The sequence below is a fragment of the Polaromonas sp. CG_23.6 genome (assembly GCF_029892315.1).
Taxonomy (GTDB): Bacteria; Pseudomonadota; Gammaproteobacteria; order Burkholderiales; family Burkholderiaceae_C; genus Polaromonas.
Map to the genome: position 1 here is coordinate 1375738 of NZ_JARXUY010000001.1, position 22362 is coordinate 1398099.

At 63.1% G+C, this 22362-nt stretch carries 22 protein-coding genes; 7 read left to right on the forward strand and 15 right to left on the reverse strand.

The genetic code is table 11. From position 1 onward, the window contains the following. Positions 1 to 13: 13 nt before the first annotated feature. The 3 genes from H4V98_RS06540 to gpmA all read right to left on the reverse strand — a co-directional run bounded on the left by H4V98_RS06540 (position 14) and on the right by gpmA (position 3336). Positions 14 to 775 (reverse strand): HesA/MoeB/ThiF family protein, encoded by a 762-nt coding sequence (locus H4V98_RS06540; protein ID WP_280757352.1) that lies wholly within the window; start codon positions 773 to 775, stop codon positions 14 to 16. 110 nt (positions 776 to 885) lie between these two features. Further along, entirely contained in the window at positions 886 to 2325 is a 1440-nt protein-coding gene (locus tag H4V98_RS06545; RefSeq protein WP_196861488.1) for a S41 family peptidase, read from the reverse strand. Positions 2326 to 2583: 258 nt separating this feature from the next. Further along, positions 2584 to 3336, reverse strand: coding sequence for a 2,3-diphosphoglycerate-dependent phosphoglycerate mutase (gene gpmA, locus H4V98_RS06550; protein WP_280757353.1), 753 nt, complete (start codon positions 3334 to 3336; stop codon positions 2584 to 2586). Between the two features lie 121 nt (positions 3337 to 3457). Between gpmA and H4V98_RS06555 the strand changes: the two genes are divergently transcribed. From H4V98_RS06555 to H4V98_RS06570, 4 genes are all read left to right on the forward strand, one after another. Further along, positions 3458 to 3868, forward strand: coding sequence for a rhodanese-like domain-containing protein (locus H4V98_RS06555; protein ID WP_196861490.1), 411 nt, complete (start codon positions 3458 to 3460; stop codon positions 3866 to 3868). 107 nt (positions 3869 to 3975) lie between these two features. Then, on the forward strand, positions 3976 to 4239 hold the full coding sequence (gene grxC, locus H4V98_RS06560) for a glutaredoxin 3 (RefSeq protein ID WP_196861491.1): 264 nt from the start codon (positions 3976 to 3978) through the stop codon (positions 4237 to 4239). Positions 4240 to 4380: 141 nt separating this feature from the next. Next, positions 4381 to 4848, forward strand: coding sequence for a protein-export chaperone SecB (gene secB / locus H4V98_RS06565; RefSeq protein ID WP_196861492.1), 468 nt, complete (start codon positions 4381 to 4383; stop codon positions 4846 to 4848). A gap of 40 nt (positions 4849 to 4888) precedes the next feature. Next, positions 4889 to 5980 carry an NAD(P)H-dependent glycerol-3-phosphate dehydrogenase gene (locus tag H4V98_RS06570; protein WP_280757354.1) on the forward strand — a complete coding sequence of 364 codons (1092 nt, stop codon included), beginning with the start codon at positions 4889 to 4891 and terminating at the stop codon, positions 5978 to 5980. Positions 5981 to 6026: 46 nt separating this feature from the next. Here H4V98_RS06570 and H4V98_RS06575 read toward each other — a convergent pair whose 3' ends face one another. The 9 genes from H4V98_RS06575 to panD form a co-directional block, all read right to left on the reverse strand. Continuing rightward, entirely contained in the window at positions 6027 to 6356 is a 330-nt protein-coding gene (locus H4V98_RS06575) for a cupin domain-containing protein (protein WP_196861494.1), read from the reverse strand. 220 nt (positions 6357 to 6576) lie between these two features. Continuing rightward, positions 6577 to 7428, reverse strand: a complete 852-nt coding sequence (panC, locus tag H4V98_RS06580; RefSeq protein ID WP_196861495.1) for a pantoate--beta-alanine ligase — start codon at positions 7426 to 7428, stop codon at positions 6577 to 6579. A 76-nt stretch (positions 7429 to 7504) separates the two neighbouring features. Continuing rightward, complete coding sequence (panB, locus tag H4V98_RS06585; protein WP_196861496.1) at positions 7505 to 8419, reverse strand: 3-methyl-2-oxobutanoate hydroxymethyltransferase; 915 nt, start codon at positions 8417 to 8419, stop codon at positions 7505 to 7507. 92 nt (positions 8420 to 8511) lie between these two features. Continuing rightward, complete coding sequence (gene bioB / locus H4V98_RS06590) at positions 8512 to 9534, reverse strand: biotin synthase BioB (RefSeq protein WP_231374271.1); 1023 nt, start codon at positions 9532 to 9534, stop codon at positions 8512 to 8514. A gap of 238 nt (positions 9535 to 9772) precedes the next feature. Next, positions 9773 to 11014 carry a sodium:proton antiporter gene (locus H4V98_RS06595; RefSeq protein WP_196861497.1) on the reverse strand — a complete coding sequence of 414 codons (1242 nt, stop codon included), beginning with the start codon at positions 11012 to 11014 and terminating at the stop codon, positions 9773 to 9775. Positions 11015 to 11412: 398 nt separating this feature from the next. After that, the gene (bioF, locus tag H4V98_RS06600) at positions 11413 to 12609 is read right to left on the reverse strand and encodes an 8-amino-7-oxononanoate synthase (protein WP_196861498.1); all 1197 of its coding nucleotides are present in this window, start codon (positions 12607 to 12609) and stop codon (positions 11413 to 11415) included. Continuing rightward, complete coding sequence (gene bioD, locus H4V98_RS06605) at positions 12606 to 13283, reverse strand: dethiobiotin synthase (protein WP_280757355.1); 678 nt, start codon at positions 13281 to 13283, stop codon at positions 12606 to 12608. The genes bioF and bioD overlap by 4 nt, the downstream gene beginning before the upstream one ends. Next, entirely contained in the window at positions 13280 to 14626 is a 1347-nt protein-coding gene (gene bioA / locus H4V98_RS06610) for an adenosylmethionine--8-amino-7-oxononanoate transaminase (RefSeq protein WP_231374367.1), read from the reverse strand. Before bioA ends, bioD begins: the two co-directional genes overlap by 4 nt. Positions 14627 to 14652: 26 nt before the next feature. After that, positions 14653 to 15033, reverse strand: coding sequence for an aspartate 1-decarboxylase (gene panD, locus H4V98_RS06615; RefSeq protein ID WP_196861499.1), 381 nt, complete (start codon positions 15031 to 15033; stop codon positions 14653 to 14655). 158 nt (positions 15034 to 15191) lie between these two features. Here panD and nadC point away from each other — a divergent pair, with 158 nt between their 5' ends. The 3 genes from nadC (at position 15192) to H4V98_RS06630 (ending at position 19103) form a co-directional block, all read left to right on the forward strand. Continuing rightward, complete coding sequence (gene nadC / locus H4V98_RS06620; RefSeq protein WP_280757356.1) at positions 15192 to 16070, forward strand: carboxylating nicotinate-nucleotide diphosphorylase; 879 nt, start codon at positions 15192 to 15194, stop codon at positions 16068 to 16070. Beyond that, positions 16067 to 17191: a quinolinate synthase NadA gene (gene nadA, locus H4V98_RS06625; RefSeq protein WP_280757357.1), complete on the forward strand. Its 1125-nt coding sequence runs from the start codon at positions 16067 to 16069 to the stop codon at positions 17189 to 17191. Before nadC ends, nadA begins: the two co-directional genes overlap by 4 nt. A 145-nt stretch (positions 17192 to 17336) precedes the next feature. Continuing rightward, complete coding sequence (locus H4V98_RS06630) at positions 17337 to 19103, forward strand: chorismate-binding protein (protein WP_280757358.1); 1767 nt, start codon at positions 17337 to 17339, stop codon at positions 19101 to 19103. A 32-nt stretch (positions 19104 to 19135) separates the two neighbouring features. Here the strand turns inward: H4V98_RS06630 and H4V98_RS06635 are convergent, their stop codons facing one another. Genes H4V98_RS06635 through H4V98_RS06645 form a run of 3 tightly spaced genes read right to left on the reverse strand, consistent with a single transcriptional unit; the run spans position 19136 to position 22358 of the window. Next, positions 19136 to 20182, reverse strand: a complete 1047-nt coding sequence (locus H4V98_RS06635) for a hypothetical protein (protein WP_196861503.1) — start codon at positions 20180 to 20182, stop codon at positions 19136 to 19138. A 5-nt stretch (positions 20183 to 20187) separates the two neighbouring features. Beyond that, entirely contained in the window at positions 20188 to 20436 is a 249-nt protein-coding gene (locus H4V98_RS06640) for an acyl carrier protein (RefSeq protein WP_196861504.1), read from the reverse strand. Continuing rightward, on the reverse strand, positions 20433 to 22358 hold the full coding sequence (locus H4V98_RS06645) for an HAD-IIIC family phosphatase (protein ID WP_196861505.1): 1926 nt from the start codon (positions 22356 to 22358) through the stop codon (positions 20433 to 20435). The genes H4V98_RS06640 and H4V98_RS06645 overlap by 4 nt, the downstream gene beginning before the upstream one ends. Positions 22359 to 22362 lie beyond the last annotated feature (4 nt).

Consider the following 22362-nt stretch of genomic DNA (forward strand, 5'->3'; position numbering starts at 1 on the left):
GCGCACTAACCCGTCAAATTCTTTTGTCTGCATTTCCGCAGACTGCGCATTCTTCATTGCGCCCCAGCATCATCTGGTGCCACTCCATGCTTTTGCCATCAAGCATTAAAAGCCGGCCCGTCAACGCCTGCCCGATGCCACACAGCAACTTCAAGGCCTCGGCGGCTTGCATCGCGCCCACGATACCGACGAGCGGTGCAAACACGCCCATGGTGGCGCAACTGATTTCTTCGGGCAGGTCTGATTCAGGAAAAATGCATGCATAGCATGGAGAGTCAGGAAACCTGGCGTCATAGACCGAGATTTGACCGTCGAACCGGATGGCCGCGCCTGAAACCAGCGGCTTGTGGTGCCTGACGCAGGCACGATTAATAGTGTGTCGGGTTTTGAAGTTGTCGGTGCAATCAAGTACCAAATCTGCTTGAGGGACCAAGTGGTCTAGCAGGGCGTCGTCCGCTCTTTGCATCACCGGGACGACTTTGACATCCGGGTTCACGGCAGCGACGGCCTGCACCACCGACAACGCTTTGAACTCGCCGATTCGCGACACCGTGTGGGCAATCTGACGTTGAAGGTTGGTGACATCGACACGGTCATCGTCAACCATCGTGATACGGCCGACACCAGCGCTGCCAAGATAAAGCGCGACCGGCGAGCCCAATCCCCCCGCGCCAATGACCAGCACGTGCGCGTCGAGAAGTTTTTGTTGCCCTTCGATGTCTATCTCGTCGAGCAAAATATGGCGCGAGTAGCGGAGCAGCTGATCGTCATTCATGATGCTGGAAATTTCAAAAAAAGCCGCTGGATGGCATGACGTTCGGGAGCGGAAAAGCAAAGCCCGTCCGGAAAGGGACGGGCTTTGCCTGGACTGGACGAACCGGTTGCCTAGTTGTCTTTTTTCTCGTTTTTAGGTTCGACGACCGCTGTCTTGCTGACGAGCACTGGACGTCCCTTAAGCTGGTTGATGGCCTGGGCCAACGGGAAGTCCTTGTCGCTGCCCAGTTCGGGGAGGCGACGCTGCTCAGGCGTTTTCTTGGCTTCTTCCTCAAGGCGTTTGAGCGCTTCCTCACGGGCTTTTTCACGGCCCGGGTCCTTGACTTCTGCACCCTGGCCACTGTTGAGGTGTTTTTCCAGGTCGGCTTCACGGGTGCGCAGTGCTGCAAAAGGACTGCCTTCTGCCGTTTCATCGATCAGCACGTCTGGCACGATGCCGCGCGCCTGGATTGATTTGCCGCTGGGCGTGTAATAGCGTGCCGTGGTCAGCTTGATGCCGGTGTCAGGGCCCAGAGGCCGTACCGTCTGCACCGAGCCCTTGCCAAAGGTCTGGGTGCCCATGATGGTGGCACGCTTGTAGTCCTGAAGGGCACCCGCCACAATTTCGCTGGCCGAGGCGGAACCCTCATTCACCAGCACCACGAGCGGCACGGTCTTGAGGGCCGCGGGCAGGCGTTTGAGCGGATCGACTCCGCTACGCCGCTGGTAGAACTCTGGCGAGGCCTTGTAGACCGACTTGCTTTCGGCCAGCTGGCCGTTGGTGGTAACCACGGTCACGTTGTCAGGCAAAAATGCTGCCGATATGGCCACGGCCGCGTCCAGAAGACCGCCCGGGTCATTGCGCAGGTCGAGCACCATGCCCTTCAACTTGGGCTCCTCTTTGTAAATCTGTTCAATTTTGGTAACAAAGTCGTCCACTGTCCGGTCCTGGAACTGGCTCAGGCGAATCCAGGCATAGCCTGGCTCAACCACCTTGCTGCGAACCGACTGTGTGCGAATTTCTTCACGCGTGATACTGACCGGGAACGTGCGACTTTCGTCTTTGCGAAAAATCGTCAGCATGACCTTGGTTTGCGGCTCGCCCCGCATTTTTTTCACGGCATCGTTCAGGCTCAGTCCCTTGACGGCGGTGTCATCAATGCGGGTAATCAGGTCATTCGGTTTGAGTCCGGCGCGGTCGGCAGGGGAGCCTTCAATCGGTGACACCACCTTGACCAGTCCATCCTCCTGGGTGATTTCGATGCCAACGCCAACGAAACGCCCTGACGTGCCTTCGCGAAATTCCTTGTAGGATTTCTTGTCGAAATACACCGAATGCGGATCAAGGCTGGCGACCATGCCCGAGATGGCATCGGTGATCAGTTTCTTTTCATCCACGGGCTCGACATAGTCAGTCTTGACCATGCCAAAGACAGCCGCGAGTTGCTGCAGTTCTTCGAGTGGCAAGGGCGCCATGCCCGCTCGCGCAACCGCCTGCAGCTGCACTGTGGTGAGGGCGCCTGCCACCACACCGATTGAAATCCATCCGGCAATTTTTAGCTTCTGACCCATTAGATTTTCCTAAGCCTGTTGAAGGAGTCCACGCTCCTTTTTTGTGAGAAGCAATATACACCTTGGATACATATGTCTAGCTGCAGTTCCATAAGCGGCAGGACAATAACAACCAAATGTACGGAAAGACGCGCCTTTTACGAGGTGCAATGCCGCATCATTGCAGACAACAGGCGTCATGGGTCTGGCAAGGGGCATTTGGGAACCATGGTTTCCTGCCCAACCCCCCGTCCATTGTTCGGCTTGTCCAGCGGCGTTCTAGACTGAGGCGGCCTTGCCTTGCGCGGCAACGGCCGCTGCAGCTTTGGCGACTGCTTCGCTGTCGCCCAAATAGTAGCTGCGCAGTGGCTTGAGGTTCTCGTCCAGCTCATAAACCAGCGGTATGCCGTTGGGAATATTCAGGCCCACGATCTCACTGTCGGAAATGTTGTCGAGGTATTTCACCAGTGCACGAATCGAGTTGCCGTGTGCGGCCACCACCAGGCGCTTGCCTGCATTGATGGCAGGCGCCATGGCTTCGTTCCAGAAAGGAAGCACGCGTTCGACCGTGTCCTTGAGGCATTCAGTCAGTGGCACCTGGCCTGGCAGCAGCTTGGCGTAACGCCGGTCGCCGTGCTCGCTGCGGGCGTCGCTGGCTGCCAGCGGCGGCGGTGGCGTGTCGTAGCTGCGGCGCCAGACCAGCACCTGCTCGTCACCAAACTTCTTGGCCGTTTCGGACTTGTTCAAGCCCTGCAAGTCGCCGTAATGCCGCTCGTTCAAACGCCAGCTGTGCACCACGGGCAGCCAGGTCTGGTCCATTTCATCCAGCACATGCCAAAGCGTGCGCGTGGCGCGCTTGAGCACGCTGGTGTAGGCGATGTCGAAGTCGTAACCTTCGGCCTTTAGCAGTTGGCCGGCATTCTTGGCTTGGGCGATGCCGGTTTCGGTCAGGTCGACATCGGTCCAGCCGGTGAATCGGTTGTCCAGGTTCCAGGTTGATTCGCCGTGGCGGATGAGCACGAGTTTGTACATGGCAGTGATGTTTTGGAAGAAATGAAAAGCACAAAGGTGAAATTTAAAAGCCGGCTTTGGGGCGAACTTGTGCCCCCATTCTAAAATCAGCCTTCAAGTGAAAAACATACAAAGGGTTTACGTGAAATTTCTGATTGATAACTGGATGCTGATTTCGATAGCCATTGCCTCGGGCGGCATGCTGGTCTGGCCACTGATTGCGGGCAGCATGAATGCTGGCGCACTCAACGCCAGCGGGGCAGTGCAGCTCATCAACCGTGAAAAGGCCGTGGTGGTGGACATTTGTGAGCCTGCCGAATTTGCCGCCGGCCATGTGACCGGCGCCAAGAACATCCCCCTGGCCGACCTGGAAGCCAAGTTGCCCTCGGTCGTCAAGAACAAGGCCTTGCCCTTGATCCTTGTTTGCGCGACTGGTGCACGCTCCAGCCGGGCCGTGGCCACCGCCAAAAAGCTCGGTTACGACCAAGCCCAATCTTTGGGCGGCGGGCTCAAAGCCTGGAAAGACGCTAACCTACCCTTAGAGAAAGCCTGATAAAGCGTCTTTTTCTTGCCTGCTTGAGCGCTGTCGTCGCTCGGCGCTGGCATTGATCACACCCATCGGACGCCGCGCCTGCCGCGACGCCGCACCACAGGAAAACCATGCAAACCGTCAAGATTTACACCACCGGCTCCTGCCCGTACTGCATCCAGGCCAAACAATTGCTCAAGGAGCGCGGCGTCGCCGTGCTCGATGAAATCCGGGTTGACCTGGTGCCGGGCGAACGCCAGCAAATGATGCAGATCACAGGCCGGCGCACCGTGCCGCAAATTTTCATTGGTTCCACGCATGTCGGTGGCTGCGACGATTTGATGGCTTTGGACGACCGTGGCGGCTTGGAGTCGCTGCTGGCAGACGCCGCCTGAAACCCCGGCTGGCGTTTTTAACAGGGCCAAGTCCCTGAGATAATCCACCTCGAATGGCCTTTGCCCAAGCCCTGTCCCGCGCGAACAGCGCAGGGGCTTGCGCATCCCAACGTTTTTTAAACACCCTCACGAAAGATCTCAATGGCCGAAGAAAATCTTGACCCCGTATTCCAGATCCAGCGCGTTTACCTCAAGGACATGTCGCTGGAGCAGCCAAATTCGCCAGAAATCCTGCTCAACCAAGAGCAACCTGCTGTCGAGATCCAGCTCGGTGTCGATGCCAAGCCAGTGGCTGACGGCCTGTTTGAAATCACCGTGACGGCCACCGTGCACACCAAGATCGAGGACAAGACCGTGTTTATGGTCGAAGCCAAGCAGGCCGGCATTTTTGAAATTCGCAATGTGCCCAACGAACAGATGGGTGCATTGATGGGCATTGCCTGCCCGCAAATCGTCTACCCCTACCTGCGCGGCAACGTGGCGGACATCATCCAGCGCGGCGGCTTCCCGCCGGTGCACCTGGCGGAAATCAATTTCCAGGCGATGTACGAGCAGCAGCAGGCCGAAGCCGTGATGGCCTCGGCTGAAGCTCCACAAATCATCGTCTGATGGCGCAGCGTGTGAACCTGGGCCACGCGCCCCGGCCGGCATGAAAATTGTCGTATTGGGCGCAGGTGCGTGGGGCACGGCGCTGGCCGTCAACGCTGCAGGTGCTGCCGATGCCGGAGTGCTCAGGCATGAAGTCACTCTGTGGGCGCGCAATCCGGTTCAGCTCCAGGCCTTGCAGGCCGAGCGGATCAATACCCATTACCTTCCCGACATTGCCCTGCCGTCCAGCCTGCGCTTGCAAGGCGGCAATGGCATGTCGCTGGCCGAGGTGGTCAAAGGGCAAGACCTGATCATCCTGGCCGGGCCAGTGGCAGCCGCGCGCAGCATGCTGCTGCAACTCAGGCATGCGCAAGTGCCGGTGGCTTGGCTCAGCAAGGGCCTTGAAGCGCCGGTTTTGACAGAATCTGCGGCGTCGGCGTCGGCGTCGGCGTCGGCGCCAGCGTCTCCTTCAACGCCTTTTGGCCTGATGGTGCATGAGGTCCGCGCACAGGTGGCGCCTGATTTGAGAGCGGGCGTGCTCAGCGGCCCGAGTTTCGCGCTGGAGGTGGCACGTGAGCAGCCAACGGCGCTGGTTGCTGCCAGTGAACACGCCGAAGTGCGTGATGCGCTGGTGGCCGCCTTTCACAGCCCCAGCCTGCGGGTGTATGCCAGCGACGACCTGATCGGTGTCGAGGTTGGCGGGGCCGTCAAGAACGTCATGGCGATTGCAGCCGGGCTGTGCGATGGCCTGCAACTGGGCTTTAACGCCAGAGCCGCCCTCATTACCCGTGGACTTGCTGAAATGATGCGCCTGGGCGTGGCGCTCGGTGCGCGTCCCGAGACCTTTACCGGTTTGTCGGGTCTGGGCGACCTGGTCCTGACGGCCACCGGCGACTTGAGCCGCAACCGCAAGGTGGGCCTTTTGCTGGCGCAGGGCAAATCCCTGGGTGAAGTGTTGACGTCGCTAGGCCATGTGGCCGAAGGCGTTTACTGCGCCCGCACTGTGGTGCAGCGCGCTGCCAGCCTGGGTGTGGAAATGCCGATTGCGCAAAGCGTGGTGGATTTGCTCGATGGCCGGCTCCAAGCAGCCGAGGCGGTTGCGCTGCTGATGGAGCGCGAGCCGACAACTGAACTTGATTTGCTATTGGATTGATAGCTGAAAGCGCCCGTCCTTGTTGCGGGGAAGGCGTTTTTTATTATTATTTTCGAAGCACGATGGTCAGCAGCAGCGACGAGTCGAGCACCGCCGTCAGCGCATGGTCCACACCGCCTTGGAGCCAGACCAGCTGGCCGGCCTTCATCTGCCGGGTTTGTCCGCCCGCCGTCAGGCCGATCTCTCCTTCCAGGCAGTGAATCGTGACTTCGCCCTTGACCCAGTGTGACGGCATGGTTTTTCCCGCCGGCATGACCAGGCGAATGACTTCCAGCTCATCGGTCTTGAACAGCGCGACATTGCGTGATTCAGACAACTGGTTGCCCAGCGGCTGAACGTCAACCAGTTGTCCGGGGGCGGCGTGTGCAATGGCCATGGTGAAGCTCCTTGTAAGCGGCAGGATTGCCTTTGACCGGTTTATACATCACGCTCAGATGGCAGTGCGCAGGCACCGATGGACGGCGCAGATGTGCCATGCCCGTACCGGAAAAAATTTTTTAAAAAAGATCTCTTGCGCACGGCCAGCTTTTACAAGCTGCTATACAAAAAGGAGTGAGTACATTTCCGTGCTGCTGCAGGTCCGGCTATGTTTCGGTTCAAATTTCCAGGTTGTCGATCAGCCGGGTGTTGCCCAGCTTGGCCGCGCCCAGCACGACCAGCGGCACATTGCCCAGCGGGCCTTGCGGGAGCATCAGGTCGGCGCGGCGGCGTACCGTGAGGTAGTCGGGCTTCCAGCCGCGCCGCGCCAGCGCCTGCAGGGCCTGGGCCTCCAGTGCGGCCAGGTCGGGCACGCCGGGCGCCGCTCGCGCAGCTTCGCCCAATACGCGCAAGGCTTGCGAAAGATGCACCGCTTCTTGCCGCTGCTCGGGCGTGAGGTAGCTGTTGCGCGACGACAGGGCCAGCCCGTCGTCGGCACGCTGCGTTTCGCCGGCCAGAATCTCGATGGGCAGGGCAAACTGCTGGACCATTCGGCGCACCACCATGACCTGCTGGTAGTCCTTCTTGCCAAAGGCCGCGACGCCGCCCGGCATGCCGGCAAAAACACAGGAAAACAGCTTCATCACCACGGTGCTCACGCCAATGAAAAAGCCGGGCCTGAAATGGCCTTCCAGCATGTCGCTCAAATCGGTGGCCGGATGCACCTTGAAAGTTTGCGGTTCGGGGTACAGGTCTTTTTCACGCGGGGCAAACAGCACGTCGCAGCCCGCTGCTTCAAGCCGCTGGGCGTCCGCATCAAGCGTGCGCGGGTAGCTGTCAAAGTCTTCATGCGGCGCGAACTGCAGGCGGTTGACAAAAATGCTGGACACGGTGACATCGCCCAGCGGCCTGGCTTCTTTGACCAGCGCGATATGGCCGGCATGCAAGTTGCCCATGGTGGGCACAAAGGCAGGGCGTCTGAAGTTGCTGAGTTGCGCGCGCAAATCCGCGATGGTGTGGACGATGTGCATTTTTTTATTCCCTGGAAAAGGCCTGGGGTGGCGGGTCTGAATTTAGCAGGCTGGAGGCGCGTAAAAAACCGGGCGGCTACCAGGCGTGAACGGCATTGTCCGGAAAGCTGCCGTCTTTCACGGCCTGCACATAGGCTTCCATGGCGCCGCGCACGCTGGCGCTTTTGTTGCTGTCGCCGTCCATGAAGTTGCGCACGAACTTGGCCATCTTGCCCAGGTTCATGCCCAGCATGTCGTGCAGCACCAGCACCTGGCCCGACGTGCCGTTGCCCGCGCCAATGCCGATGGTCGGGCAGTGCGTCAACAGTTGCGTGACCTCCAGTGACAGCGCCGCCGGCACCATTTCCAGCACCAGCATCGACGCGCCCGCGTCCTGCAACGCGCCGGCTTCGCGGCGCAGCTGCGTGGCTGATTCCTCGGTCTTGCCCTGGACGCGGTAGCCGCCCAGCGCATGCACGGTTTGCGGCGTCAGGCCCAGGTGGGCGCAGACCGGTATGCCGCGTTCGACCAGAAAACGCACCGTTTCCGTGGTCCAGCCGCCGCCCTCCAACTTGACCATGTGCGCGCCGGCCTGCATGAGCACCACCGCGCTGCGCAGCGCCTGCTCTTTTGATTCGTGGTAGCTGCCAAAGGGCAGGTCGCCAATCAGCCAGGCCACGCCTTGCGCGCGGCGCAGGCCGTTGGCCACGCATTCGGTGTGGTGGCGCATGGTTTCCAGCGTCACGCCGACGGTGCTCGACAACCCCTGGCACACCATGCCGAGCGAGTCGCCGACCAGGATGCATTCGACGCCGGCGGCGTCCGCCACGGCGGCAAAGGTGGCGTCGTAAGCGGTGAGCATGGTGATCTTGTCGCCGTGGGCGTGCATTTCGCGCAGGCGCGGCAGGCTCATGGGCTTGCGCGCCGAAGGGCTGGACGCCGGTGGCAGCGTGCCGTAAGGCGTGGCTGCGGGGACTGTGGACGTTGCCGTGGCTGCATTGGCGGGGGTCATGGGCGCTCTCCTGAATGAGCGGAAGTTTAATCCGCTGGCGGCTGGTGAACTCGGGCCTCTGGCCGTGCCAGAAGGCCCCCGGGTAGATCAGCTCAAGCCGCTTGCGGCGCCGAACGGCGCATGCCCAGCCGCTCAAGCAGCGTGACATCGGCGTCGGTGTCGGGGTTGCCGGTGACCAGCAGCTTGTCGCCGTAAAAAATCGAGTTGGCGCCGGCCAGGAAACACAGCGCCTGCACCGCGTCACCCATTTGCTGGCGGCCAGCCGACAGGCGCACCCGTGCGGTGGGCATGGTGATGCGCGCGACGGCAATGGTGCGCACAAATTCGAACGGATCCAGGTCGGCCTGATCGGCCAGCGGCGTGCCTTCGATTTTCACCAGGTTGTTGATGGGCACCGATTCCGGGTAAGGCGTGAGGTTGGCCAGTTCGGCCACCAGGCCGGCACGCTGGCGGCGGGTTTCGCCCATGCCGACAATGCCGCCGCAGCAGACCTTAACGCCGGCGCTGCGCACGCGGGCGAGCGTGTCGAGCCGGTCCTGGTAGTTGCGCGTGGTGATGATGTCGCCATAGAAATCGGGCGCACTGTCCAGGTTGTGGTTGTAGTAGTCGAGCCCCGCGTCTTGCAATGTTTGCGCCTGGCCGTCTTCGAGCATGCCCAGCGTGGCGCAGGTTTCCAGCCCCAGTGCCTTGACAGTGCGGATCAGTTCGGCGACTTTTTCAATGTCGCGCTCTTTGGGCGAACGCCAGGCGGCACCCATGCAAAAGCGCGTGGCGCCAGCGGCTTGCGCGAGTTTGGCGGCGGCCAGCACTTCAGCGGGCTCCATCAGCTTGCTGGCTTCGACGCCGGTGTCGTAACGGGCGGCTTGTGGGCAGTAGCCGCAATCTTCGGCGCAGCCGCCGGTCTTGACCGACAGCAGCGTGGCAAATTCAACCTGCGTCGGGTCGAAATGCGCGCGGTGCACGGTTTGCGCCTGGTGCATCAACTCGGGGAACGGCAGGTTGAACAGCGCCTCGATGGCGTCAACGCTCCAGCGTTCGGGGCCGGTTTTCGGGGTGGGCGCTGCCGCCGGATTGGGGCGGTGCAGGGTGATGGTTTGTGCTGCGGTGGTGTTCATGAATGGTTTTCTTTCTTGAAAAAATGGGTTGCGGGATTTATTCCGTGCCGGGGGTGAGATGGTTTGGCCAAGGCTGCTCAAGGCGGCCGCAGCGAGTCACCTCGATTGCGGCCTGGGCGGTCAACAGGGCGATGCGCCGCCAGCTTTGGCCGGTGTCGTCCTGCAGGTGATGCAAATTCTTTCATCCGCGCGTAATTCAGCAACAGGCGTCCGTGTCGGGGGCAATCGTCATGAGGGCTCAAGGTGCACTGCGCAGGGTGCTGCGCACCACACGGGCAATGCTCAAACCCTGTACCAGAATCGAGAACACGACCACGCAGTATGTTAGCGCCAGCACGGTGTAGCGTTCGGGCCCGGCGGGCAGCGACAGCGCCAGTGCCACCGAAATGCCGCCGCGCAGGCCGCCCCAGGTCAGCACTTTCCAGGAACCCCGCGGCAGGCCAAAACGCTTTCCAAACATGCCTGCCGTCAGTCCGGCCGTCAGCAGCCGCGCCACAAGCGTCACCACGATAGCCACCGCGCCGCCCAACAGCAGCGAGGTGGACAGGCTGAACAGCAGCACTTCCATGCCGATCAGCACAAACAGCACGGCGTTCAGGATGCCGTCAATCAACTCCCAGAACATGTCGACATAGCGGCGCGTGGTGTCCGACATGGCCAGGGCGCGGCCCTGGTTGCCCACAACGAGTCCGGCGGCGACCATCGCCAGCGGGCCGGAGACATGCAGGTGGCTGGCCAGCGCGTAGCCGCCCATGACGGCCGCCAGCGTCAGCAACACTTCGACCTGGTAATCGTCCACACTCTTGAGCAAACGGTAGGTCACATAACCCAGCACCAGTCCAAAGACCATGCCGCCACCTGCCTCGCGCAGCAGCAGCATGCCCGCTTCGCCTGCCGTGGGCGTGCTGCCGCTGACCAGCATTTGCAGCAGCAGCGCAAAAACGACCACGCCCACGCCGTCGTTGAACAGGGATTCGCCGGCAATCACCAGTTCCAGGTTCTTGGGTGCGCCGGCTGACTTCAGGATGCCCATGACGGCAATCGGGTCGGTGGGCGAGATCAGCGCACCAAACAGCAGGCAGTGCGTCAGGCTCAGCGGCAGTCCGAGCCAGGGCATTGCCAGCCACACGCCGCCACCCACCAGCCCGGTGGAGATCAGCGTACCGACCAGCGCCAGGATGGCCACCGGCCAGCGATGGGCCTTGAGCTGGCTCAGGTCGACATGCATTGCGCCGGCAAACAGCAGCAGCGACAGCATGCCCTGCATCAGCACTTCTGAAAAGTCGATTGAGCGGATCAGCGATTCCTCATAGCGCCGCAGCACCCGCACCCAGTCCAGCGCGTCCAGGCCGGCAATGGACAGCGAGAGCACCAGCGCAATCACCATCACGCCGATGGTGGTGGGCAGCTTGACGAAGCGCTGGTTCAGCCAGGACAGCAGGGCGGTGATGACGAGGCAGGCGGCGGCAATGTCAAGCATGGTGCAGGTCAGTCAAGATCAAAAGCAGTGGTCATGTTGACAGCGCAGCAGGCCGCTGGCAAGCGCACTGAGGGCTTGCGCTCTTTTGCCGGGGCAAGGCGGCCATCATGACCCGGCAGCCTGCCGCAGCGCGGTCGAGGTCGGTTTCAAGCGAGATTCTGGGCATGGACGACAGTAAAAAAAATGGTTTCAAAAAAAGGCCTTGACCGGGGAAGAGCCGGTTAAACAGTTCTCCGGTGGCGTCAACACGCCAGCGTTCGGCGCCGGTTTTCAGCGCTGGCGCTGCGGCTGCACTGTGGCGGTGCAAAGTGATGGTTTTTGCTGCGAAAGTGTCAAGCGTCTGTTTTTTTGTGAAAAATGGATTTTGGAACTTGGCTGAGTCCGGGTCGGGGACGGCTTCAGCGCAACGGTTTGGCCAGCGTGGTCAGGGCTTCAAGCAGCTGGTCCACATCGGTTTCGGTATGGGCTGCCGACAGGGCAATGCGCAGACGGGCCGTTCCCTCGGGCACGGTGGGCGGGCGAATTGCTGGCACCCAGATGCCGCGCAGGCGCAGGCCGTCCATCACCGCCAGTGCCTCGTCATTGCGGCCAATCAGCAGCGGCTGGATGGCGGTTTGGGAGTCGGACAGCTTCCAGCCACTGCCCTGCAGCCCGGCACTCAAGCCGCTGCGCAGGCGCGTGATCAGCTGTTGCAGATGGCTGCGCCGCCAGTCTTCGCGCTCAATCAGCTGGAGGCTGGTGCGCAAGGCGCTGGCCAGAAGCGCCGGGGCAGCGGTGGCAAAAATATAGCTGCGGGTTTTTTGCAGCAGCCATTCAACCAGCGCGTCATGCCCTGCCACGAAGGCGCCCGCCACACCGGCGGCCTTGCCCAGCGTCGCCATGTAGAGCACGCGGCGCGAAGCCTTCGGCCCGATGAGTCCGGCGGCGGCCAGGCTGCCCCGGCCTTGCGGGCCCAGCACGCCGAAACCGTGGGCATCGTCGAGCAGCAGCAGGGCGTCGTGGCGTTCGCACAGCGCCAGCAGGCCGGTGATGTCGGCACTGTCGCCATCCATGCTGAACACCGCATCGCTGATGACCAGCTTGCGCCGGGCGCTGCTTTGCGCCAGTTCACGCGCCAGCGCGGCCAGGTCGGCATGCGCATAGGGGTGAATCTGCGCGCGCGACAGACGGGCGCCGTCAATCAGGCAGGCATGGTTCAGCGCATCCGAAAAAATTGCGTCGCCGCTTGCGACCAGCGCCGGAATGATGCCGGTGTTGGTGGCATAACCGGCATAAAAATACAACGCCCGCTCCAGGCCCACGAAGGCGGCCAGTTCCTGCTCCAGCGCCGCATTGGCCGCGCTGTGGCCGCTGACCAGCGGCGAGCCGCCGGAACCCACGCCATAAGCCTGGGCGGCGTCGCAGGCCGCCTGCACCAGTGCTGGGTGCGTGGCCAGGCCGAGGTAGTCGTTGCTGCAAAAAGCCAGCATGCTTTGTCCGTTCACCTTCAGGCGGGCTCCGCTTTCAGGCGTGACCACTCGGCGCTGGCGGCGCAGGTGGTTTTGGTCCAGTTCGGCCACGCGGGCCGGAAATTCGTCAAGCCACGAATTGGTCATTGCCATTCCAGGGGAAGGTTGAATCTCAGCGCGTCCGGGTCGGGCACGCGCTGGTAAGGAATGGTTGCCAGCAGCGGCGCCTGGATCTTTTGCCGCAGGAAAGCGAGGTTGTCCTGCTGCGCCAGCATGGCTGGATCGACGTGGTTGGCGACCCAGCCGGCCAGCGTCAAGCCGCGCGCCTGGATGGCCTCCAGCGTCAATAGCGCGTGGTTCAGGCAGCCCAGCCGCAGGCCGACCACCAGCACCACCGGCAAGGCCAGCGCCTGCGCCAGGTCGGCGCCGGTCTCAAGGTCTGACAGCGGCACCAGAAAACCGCCCGCGCCTTCGACCACCACGGCGTCGGCCAACGTCTCCAATGCGCGGTGACAGGCCACCAGGTGGGCGATATCAATTTTTACGCCTGCGCGCGCAGCCGCGATGTGCGGCGACACCGGGTCTGGCAGCAGCACCGGGTTGTCGAGTTCGGGCGGCACGGCGCAGGTGGACGCGGCACGCAGGGCGACCACGTCTTCATTGCTCATCACGCCGTTGATGAGTTCGGTGCCGGCCGCCACCGGCTTCATGCCCACGACGCGTGAATGGTGGGCTGACAAGGCTTGCAGCAGGGCAGTGCTGACCCGCGTTTTGCCCACGCCGGTGTCGGTGCCAGTGACGAACAGCGACAGCGTTTTCAAAGCGCATCGCCTTTTTCGGCCAGCGTGGCCTGCAATGCGGCCAGTGCGGCGTTCGCCAGATGCGCCGTGGTTTGCGCATCCAGCACATAAGGCGGCATGGCGTAAATCGTGTTGCCTATGGGGCGCAACACCACGCCTTGCGCCATGGCCTGCTGTGCGTAGCGGGTGGCAAACCCGGGCTGCGGGGGGGCGCCGTCAAAGCCTTCGTCAATGTCCCAGGCCCAGATCATGCCCAGCCGGCGTGCATTCCTGACCGATGGATGGTGCGTCAGCGGTGCGAAAGCCTGGTCCAGTTTCAAGGCCAGATCGGCGTTTTTGGCCAGCACGTCGGTCTGGTCAAACAATTCGAGCGTCGCCAGCGCGGCGCGGCAGGCCAGCGGGTTGCCGGTGTAGGAGTGCGAATGCAGAAACCCCCGGGCCACGTCGTCGTCGTAAAACGCGTCGTACACCGTGTCGGTGGTCAGCACGGCCGACAGGGGCAGCGTGCCGCCGGTCAGCCCTTTGGACAGGCAGATGAAGTCGGGCCGGATGCCGGCCTGCTGGTGCGCGAACATCGTGCCGGTGCGGCCAAAGCCGGTGGCAATTTCGTCGGCAATCAGGTGCACCTCGTAGCGGTCGCACAGGGCGCGCGCTTCGCGCAGGTAGGCCGCGTCATACATCGCCATGCCGGCGGCGCACTGCACCATCGGCTCCAGGATCAGCGCGGCGGTCTGGGCATGGTGCTGTTCCAGCCAGTCCTTCAGACCTGCCGCCGCGCGCCGGGCTGCGTCAGCAGGCGTTTCGCCGGACAGGGCGGCGCGCGCATCGGGGCTGGGCACGGTGGCGGCCAGCCGCACCAGCGGCGCATAGGCTTCGCGGAATATCGCGATATCGGTCACCGCCAGTGCGCCCACGGTTTCGCCGTGGTAGCCGCCCGCCAGGCCGATAAACCTGCATTTTTCGGGCCGGCCGGTGTTGCGCCAGTAATGCGCGCTCATCTTCAGGGCGATTTCGGTGGCGCTGGCGCCGTCGCTGCCGTAAAAGGCATGGCCCAGTCCGGTCAGCGCGCCCAGCCGCTCTGACAGTTCGACCACCGGCGTGTGCGTGAAACCGGCCAGCATGACATGGTCGAGCCGGTCCAGCTGGTCTACCAGGGCAGCCTTGATGTGCGGATGGCTGTGGCCAAACAGGTTGACCCACCAGGAACTGATGCCGTCCAGGTAGCGCCGGCCTTCCAGGTCATACAGCCAGACACCTTCGGCCCGGGCAATCGGCACCAGCGGCTGCGTTTCGTGCAGCTTCATTTGCGTGCACGGGTGCCACACATGGCGCAGGCTGCGCTGGATCATCAAGGCGTTGTCCATCGAAAACTCTACGGTAAGCGGCTGAATCAAGCCATCTGGACCGCAATGGTCGAGCGTTCTTCCTTGATGCGGTTGTCCGGGTTGACGAACACCAGCTTGGGGCTGAACCCGGCGACTTCCTGTTCTTCAACCTGCGCAAAGGCGGCAATGATGACCAGGTCGCCCACGCACGCGCGGCGCGCTGCCGAGCCGTTGACCGAAATGATGCGGCTGCCGCGTTCGGCACGGATCGCGTAGGTGATGAAACGCTCGCCGTTGTTGATGTTCCAGATGTGTACCTGTTCATTTTCGCCCAGGTTGGCAGCGTCCAGCAGGTCTTCGTCGATGGCGCAGGAACCCTCGTAATTGAGCTCGCAGTGGGTCACGGCGGCGCGGTGGATTTTGGATTTGAGCAGGGTTCTGAACATGATGGAAAGAGGAGTAAAGCCAGCGGGCCCAGGGTGTTGGCAATCCACCGTCCCCAGAGCGCCCTTCAAGAGCGGTAACATTTGGACTGGTGGTCAATAGATTTTTGATTATTAATTATATAAGTGCACTTTCAGTTGCCTTTTTTACCCGGTTGCTTATGACAAAGTCCTTTGATTTCAATGCGGATTCGGTAGCCACGCTGGCGGTGGCCGATGTGGCGCGCGCGCTGGCAGAAGACATTGGCAGTGGCGACTTGACGGCCGCGCTGATCGATCCGGCCCGCCAGGCGCATGCCCGGGTGCTGGCGCGAGAAAGCGCGGTGCTGTGCGGCACGGCCTGGTTCGAGGCCGCCATCCGGCAGCTGGACCCGCAGGCCCGCATCGTCTGGCAGGTGCGCGACGGCGAACACTGCGCGCCCAACCAGGTGGTGGTGGAAATGCACGGCCAGGCGCGCGCGCTGCTGTCGGCCGAGCGCACGGCGCTGAATTTTTTGCAGCTTTTAAGCGCAGTCGCCACCAAGACCGCGACGTATGTCGCCCAGGTGGCGGGCACCCAAGCCAGCATTGTCGATACCCGCAAGACGCTGCCCGGGCTGCGACTGGCGCAAAAATACGCGGTGCTGGCTGGCGGCGGCACCAACCACCGGATTGGTCTGTATGACGCTGTGCTGATCAAGGAAAACCATATTGCGGCAGCCGGCGGCATTGCGCAGGTGATGCAGCAGGCCGGGCTGATCGCCGCGCAGGCTGATTTTGTCGAGATCGAGGTGGAAAACCTGGACCAGCTGGGCCAGGCGCTGGACGCCGGCGCGCGCATGGTGCTGCTCGACAACATGGACATCGCCACGCTTCAGGAAGCCGTGCGTCTGAACGCTGGCCGGGCGATTCTGGAAATTTCGGGCGGCGTCACGCTGACGGGCCTGCGCGCGCTGGCAGAAACCGGTGTTGACCGTATTTCGATTGGCACCTTGACCAAGGACGTGCAGGCGGTTGATTTTTCAATGCGCATGGTTGCGCTGCAAGGGGGCGAGCGATGAATACTTCCGTCATTTCCCGCATCCATGTCGGCTACGAGCAGCCACTGCCCGAATCAGCCCTTTGCACGACCCGCCATGCCTGGGCGCGCGTGCCGGTCGAGCCAACGCAGGCCGAGCGGGCGGCGCTGAAAGACCGTATCCGCAGCCTGCTGGAAGCCAAAAACGCCGTCATGGTGTCGCACTTCTATGTGCACCCCGACCTGCAGGACCTGGCCGAGGAAACCGGCGGGCTGGTCAGCGATTCGCTGGAAATGGCGCGCTTCGGGCGCGACCATGCGGCGCAGACGCTGGTGGTGTCGGGCGTTCGCTTCATGGGCGAAACCGCCAGGATTTTGTCGCCCGAAAAGCGCGTGCTGATGCCCGACCTGGACGCCACTTGTTCGCTCGACCTGGGCTGCCCGATTGACGAATTCAGCGCCTTTTGCGACGCGCACCCTGACCGCGCGGTGGTGGTGTATGCCAACACCAGCGCAGCCGTCAAGGCGCGGGCCGACTGGGTCGTCACGTCGAGCTGCGCGCTGGACATTGTTCGCGCCCTCAAGGAAAGCGGCCAGAAAATCCTCTGGGCGCCCGACCGGCACCTGGGCGGCTACATCCAGCGCGAGACCGGCGCCGACATGGTGATGTGGAACGGCGCGTGCATCGTGCATGACGAGTTCAAGGCCTTCGAGCTGCAGGCGTTGATGCAGGCGCACCCGCTGGCCAAGGTGCTGGTGCATCCGGAATCGCCGCTCGATGTGGTGGCGCTGGCCGACGCGGTCGGCTCGACCTCGGCCATTTTGAAAGCGGCGCGCGAAATCGACGCGCCCGAATTCATCGTCGCCACCGACAACGGCATGATGCACAAGCTGCGCACGCTGAACCCCGGCAAGGTCTTCATCGAAGCGCCCACAGCCGGCAACAGCGCCACCTGCAAAAGCTGCGCGCACTGCCCGTGGATGGCGATGAACTCTCTGGCCGGGCTGGCGCAGGTGCTGGAAACCGGCGCGAACGAAGTCCACATCGACCCGGCGCTCGGCCTGCGCGCCCGCCTGCCGATTGACCGCATGCTGGCCTTCACGGCCGCGCTCAAAAGCGGCCAGCCCACCGCCGGGCTGGTGCCGAACATCGGCGCGGCTTGAGACTTGGGCAAATTCTGACGCTCCGGTTCTACCCCCTCTCCCTGTTAAAACGGGTTGGGGGCGAGGGCCAGCGGTGCCTAAGCCCTTAATGCTACTTTTTTAATAGCTGCTTGCGCAATACCAGCAAGCGCAAAAGGCTGATTTGATGCATATTTCTGCCCGTATAGACTTTTCCAACCCCGACGACAGCGCCGCGCCGCGCCTGCGCCATGCCTTTGGCGCGCCGCGCGCCGTGCTGGTGGCGCATGCGCCGCACGAGGTGCGCGCCGTACTCGACGCCGTACAGGCCGCCGCCGAGCAGGGCCGCTGGTGCATCGGCTACCTGCGCTACGAAGCCGCCCCGGCGTTTGACACCGCGCTGGCCGTGCATCCGGCCGATGGCCCGCTGGCCTGGTTTGCCGTGCATGACGCGCCCTTGTCCTGGCCTGAAGACGACAACGTCGTCGCCAGCGCCCGCGTTGAATGGCGTGACACCTGCCCGCGCCCGGCGTTTGACGCGGCCGTGGCGCACATTCAGCAAGCCATTGCCGCCGGCGAGCTGTACCAGGTGAACCTGACCGCGCCGCACTTGGGCGGGTGGGCTGGCGAACCCGAAGCAGGCGCGGCGCCGGCCCTGTTCGCCGCCCTGCAGCGCGCCCAACCCGGTGGCTACGCGGCCTTCATCGACACCGGCGATGAGCAACTGCTGTCGGTGTCACCCGAACTGTTTTTTGACTGGCAAAACGGCAGCATCCTGGCCCGGCCCATGAAAGGCACGGCCGCGCGCGGCGCCACGCCAGAAGCTGACGCCGCCCAGGCCGACGCCCTGCGTGCATCGCCCAAGGAGCGCGCCGAAAACGTCATGATCGTGGACCTGCTGCGCAACGACATCTCGCGCATCGCCCAGCCTTTCAGCGTGCGGGTGCCGCGACTGTTTCACACCGAAGGATTGCCCAGCGTGTGGCAGATGACGTCAGACGTGCAGGCCACAACCCGCGCCGGCACCACGCTGGCCGACGTGTTCGGCGCGCTGTTTCCCTGCGGCTCGGTCACTGGCGCGCCCAAGGTGCGCGCCATGCAGATGATCCGCGCGCTGGAAGCCGGGCCGCGCGGCGTGTACTGCGGCGCCATCGGCGTCGTGCGGCCAGCTGAGCCGGGGCAGGGCATCCGGGCCACGTTCAACGTGCCGATCCGCACCGTCATCGTCCGGGGCGACGGGCTGCGCTGCGGCATTGGCAGCGGCATTACCTCCAGCGCGCTGCCTGACGCCGAATGGCAGGAGTGGCGCGACAAGCGCAAATTTCTGGAGCGCGCCAGCCAGAGTTTCGACCTGCTGGAAACCTTGGCGCTTGAAAACGGCCAGCTGCGCCATGCCGCCGCGCATCTGGCGCGGATGGCCGGCGCCGCAGCGCACTTCGGCTATTTGTGGAATGCGGCCATCGTGCAGCGTTGCCTGGACGCGTTGGCGCAAGCGCATCCGCAAGGCCTGTGGCGCGTGCGCTTGCTACTCAATGCCCGAGGCCAGGCCCATGCCGAAGCCTTTGCCATGGACTCCTCACCCGCCCGCGTCCGTCTGCAACTCGCTGCCAGTCCGCTCATCGACGCGCAGAGTGAATTTGTGCGCTTCAAGACCACGCGGCGCGCCCATTACAACGCCTTCACGCCCACCGTGCCTGATGTTTTTGACACCGTGCTGTGGAATGAACAGCGCGAAATCACCGAATGCACGCGCGGCAACCTGGCGATGTTGATGGATGACCGCTGGGTCACGCCGCCGCTGGCCTGCGGGCTGCTGCCCGGCGTGGGCCGGGCGCTGGCACTGCAGGCGGGCCAGATGGTTGAGTCGGTGGTTCGGCTGGACGACCTGCCGTGTGTAAAGGCTTGGGCTTTTGTCAACAGCCTGCGCGGCTGGCTGTCAGCCGAACTTGCCTGATCGCCGGCCAGCCGCGCAAAAAGCGTCAAGGCTTATTGGGAAGAATGGGCAGGTAAAAGCTGTTTTGCCAGCGCTATAGAAAAGTCCTGCGCCGCTGACCAGCGCAGATGAAGGGCGTCTGTGAACGCCGCGTTCGAGGTTTTCAATTCCGAGTCAGCGTCCCAGAAGCGGGCAGAGGTAGCCTTCAACGATTGGACGAGCCTGGCGTCGAAGTCGTTGATAAACTCGCCGCTGGCGTCTTCCGTGGTCTTCCAGTCAGGATGAAGGGGCGAGGACACCACGGTGAATGGCCGTCCTTCCTTTTGCAGGCGTTGCGCCAGGGATTCCAGTGCCTGAAAACACGTGGGGTCCAGCGGCTTGGACTGCCCATAGCCCATTCCAAGCAGGCTGTCTGCGGTCTTGAGCGGACCATCGCCATAGGCGGTGAAAACCAGCGGATCAAGCTCAACGAGGTTGGCGCGCCGGGCCTTGACCCGACGTGCGTTGCCCATCAGCGATACCGGCGAAAAATACCGCAGGTAGTAGGGCCATGGCGAGGCACCGCCATAGACGTAGTCGTCTGCATCCTGCCGGTTGAAAATTGCCTGTCGGTTGATGCTGCATTCAGAAAAATCTTGCGGCGCCGCGATCAGCACCACTTGCCGGATGGACGGCAGGCGGTCGAGCAACCAGTTGGCGGTGAATGCCGACTGGTTGACATGCAGGCCGCAAAAAGCGCCGTTGAGCGGCTTGAGGACGCCTTTTGACTGGCTGGCCACGGTTGCACCATCAAAATGGCGCCACGCGACCGAGGAGCCGATAACCAGCAGATTCGGCGACCCTGCCGGTTGCTCGCGCATGAAAGAGAGCTTCTCATCGATGCAAAGCGAGTTGGCAAAGGCCGGCGGCGGCAGGTTGTCAGTGGACTGGAGCATAAGCAGCGCGCCGTAAAACGCCGCCAGTGCGCCAGACACGCCGAGCAGAACAAAAGCCAGGTAACGCCTGAAGGCGAATGCCGGCGCAGCGGCTGCGTTGCCGGCGTTGGTGTCTGTTGACGCGTCAGGCCTGTTCGTGTTGAATTTTTTCGCGATTTGGGCCATGGCGGTCAGCGTCCCGCCAGCTTGGTCTGGATCAGCTGGGCAAACTGACCTACATCGTGCAGTGACTCCAGCTCCGCAGTTCGAAAGCGGATGCCAAAGCGCACTTCGGCCGCGACGATCAGGTTGACGTGCGCCTGGCTGTCCCAGCCTTCAATGTCTTCGGCCGTGGTTTTGGTGGTCAGTGCAATGTCATCGTTGTCGAACACATCCCTGAAGACTTGGTTCAACGTGTGCAGGATTTCTGTTTCGGTCATGTGTTGTTCACCTTGATAAAGTGTGTGGAAGGAAGGTTCGATGTCAGCGCATACTGCCAGAAGGTCGAGCCCGGATCAGTGCCTTGCGGTGCCGGCCGCGCCACAAAACCCAGCCGTTGGTAATGCCCGGCGACCATGCCGTTGCGCGGCGTGGCGCGGTATTGGCCGATCAGCGCCTTTTTGCCACGCTGCGCTGCCGCAGCCGCCAACACGCCCAGCACAGCTTCCTCAACCTGCCGGCCGAGCACGCGGCAGCTCATGAGCCAGGTGTCAATTAGCAGCTCGTCAGGCAGCAAGCCCGCATCGGGCCGCGCCAGCAGCACGCTGATCAGGCCGTTGTCGCCAAACTTGTCTGACAGGCGCAGCGCCAGCGCCACCGCTTGCGGGTCGCCGGCGAGTTGTGCTACCTCGGCTTCGGTGTAACGGCGCGTGGTCAGGTTGAACTGGTTGGTCTTGTTGATCAGCTGCGTCACGCGCGGCAGTTCGGCCTTGCCGACCGGTGCGGCGGTCAGCGTCATGTCCAGGCCGCGCAGATAGCCGGCGATGTCGGTGGACTCGCCCAGCGCCGCTTTGCGTTCGGCGTTCAGCGCATAGCTGCGTCCACGCGCGGCGTCGTCCAGCGTGAAGGACACGGGCTCGAAATAGCCGGCTGCAGCAAGGCAGGAGGGGTAGCCGGACACGTCCTCGGGCAGTTCCGGCACAGCGACTTCGGGCAGCTCGCGCCTGACGATGTCCCGCTCAGCTGGGTTATCGTCGACAAACACCAAGCTGTCCAGACCGATGTCGAGCATGCCAGCGATACGGCGCAGGTTGCCTGCCTTGTCGTCCCAGTTGGCGACAAAGGCTGCAATGTCGGCGCGCCGGAGCGCCATTTCCGGATGAGCAAATCCTGCCTCGGCCACGGCCGCGTCGTTCTTGCTGCACACCGCCAAAATGATGCCGCGCTGCGCCAGCAGGCCGGCGTAGCGCTGAAAGGCCAGATACGCCTCGCCGGTCGGGTTTCCCTGGCCCAGGCGGATGCCGTCCAGGCCGTCATCACCGATCACGCCGCCCCACAGCGTGTTGTCCAGGTCGAGCACCAGGCATTTGCGCGACAGGCCAGCCACGGCAGCGGCAATGCGCGCCAGCAGGTCGCCGTAGACCGGCGCTAAGGTCGGGCTGACCAGCTGCTTGGCCTGGTGCCAGCGGACCGGGTCGGCGATGCCCTGCCCGTGACCGCCCTGCGCCGCTGTCCAGGCGAGGTCGAGCAGCAATACGCCGTCCTGCCGCGCTGCGGCGCGAATGCCGGCGTTGAGCCGCTCAATCACCGCATGCGGCGCGGCCGGAACCAGCCCTTCAAAAGACCCGAAGACCGGCGGGTCGGCGGGCACCAGGGTCTGCTGCACCACCTGGGCGGCATGGCGCTCGCGCGCCTGGCGCCACAACAGCCGCAATTCGTCGACACGGGCTTCGACGGCGGCGGCGACTTCGGCCTCGGAGGCGTTCAGCGGCAACTGCAGCGGTGCGTCGCGGGCGTCCAGCGCCAGCACCACCACCTGCGGCGCAAAGTCGGCCAGTTCGGCATTGCCTGCCAGCAGCGCCTGCCGGTACTGTCCGTAGGGCGCCAGCCAGGTCGAGAGGGCCAGCCGGCGCTGCAGCCCGGCCACGCGGATGGCCGGCAGCAGGTGGTCTACGGTGTGCGATGCCAGGATCGCCATGCGCAGCAGCGTGAAGCCGCTGGGGTGCTGGGTTTTTTCCTCAGCCAAGCTGGCAAGCCCTTCGGCGGCCAGGCGGTCCAGGCGGCCCGTCAGGGTGAAGTCGCGCTGGAATCCGGCCAGACGGGCCGCCAGCGCCAGGCGCACCGCCGGGTCTGCCTCTTGTCGCGCTTGGCTGATGGCTGCGCCGAGGTCGGGATGTTGCACAAGCCAGAAAAGTGAGTCCACTGAA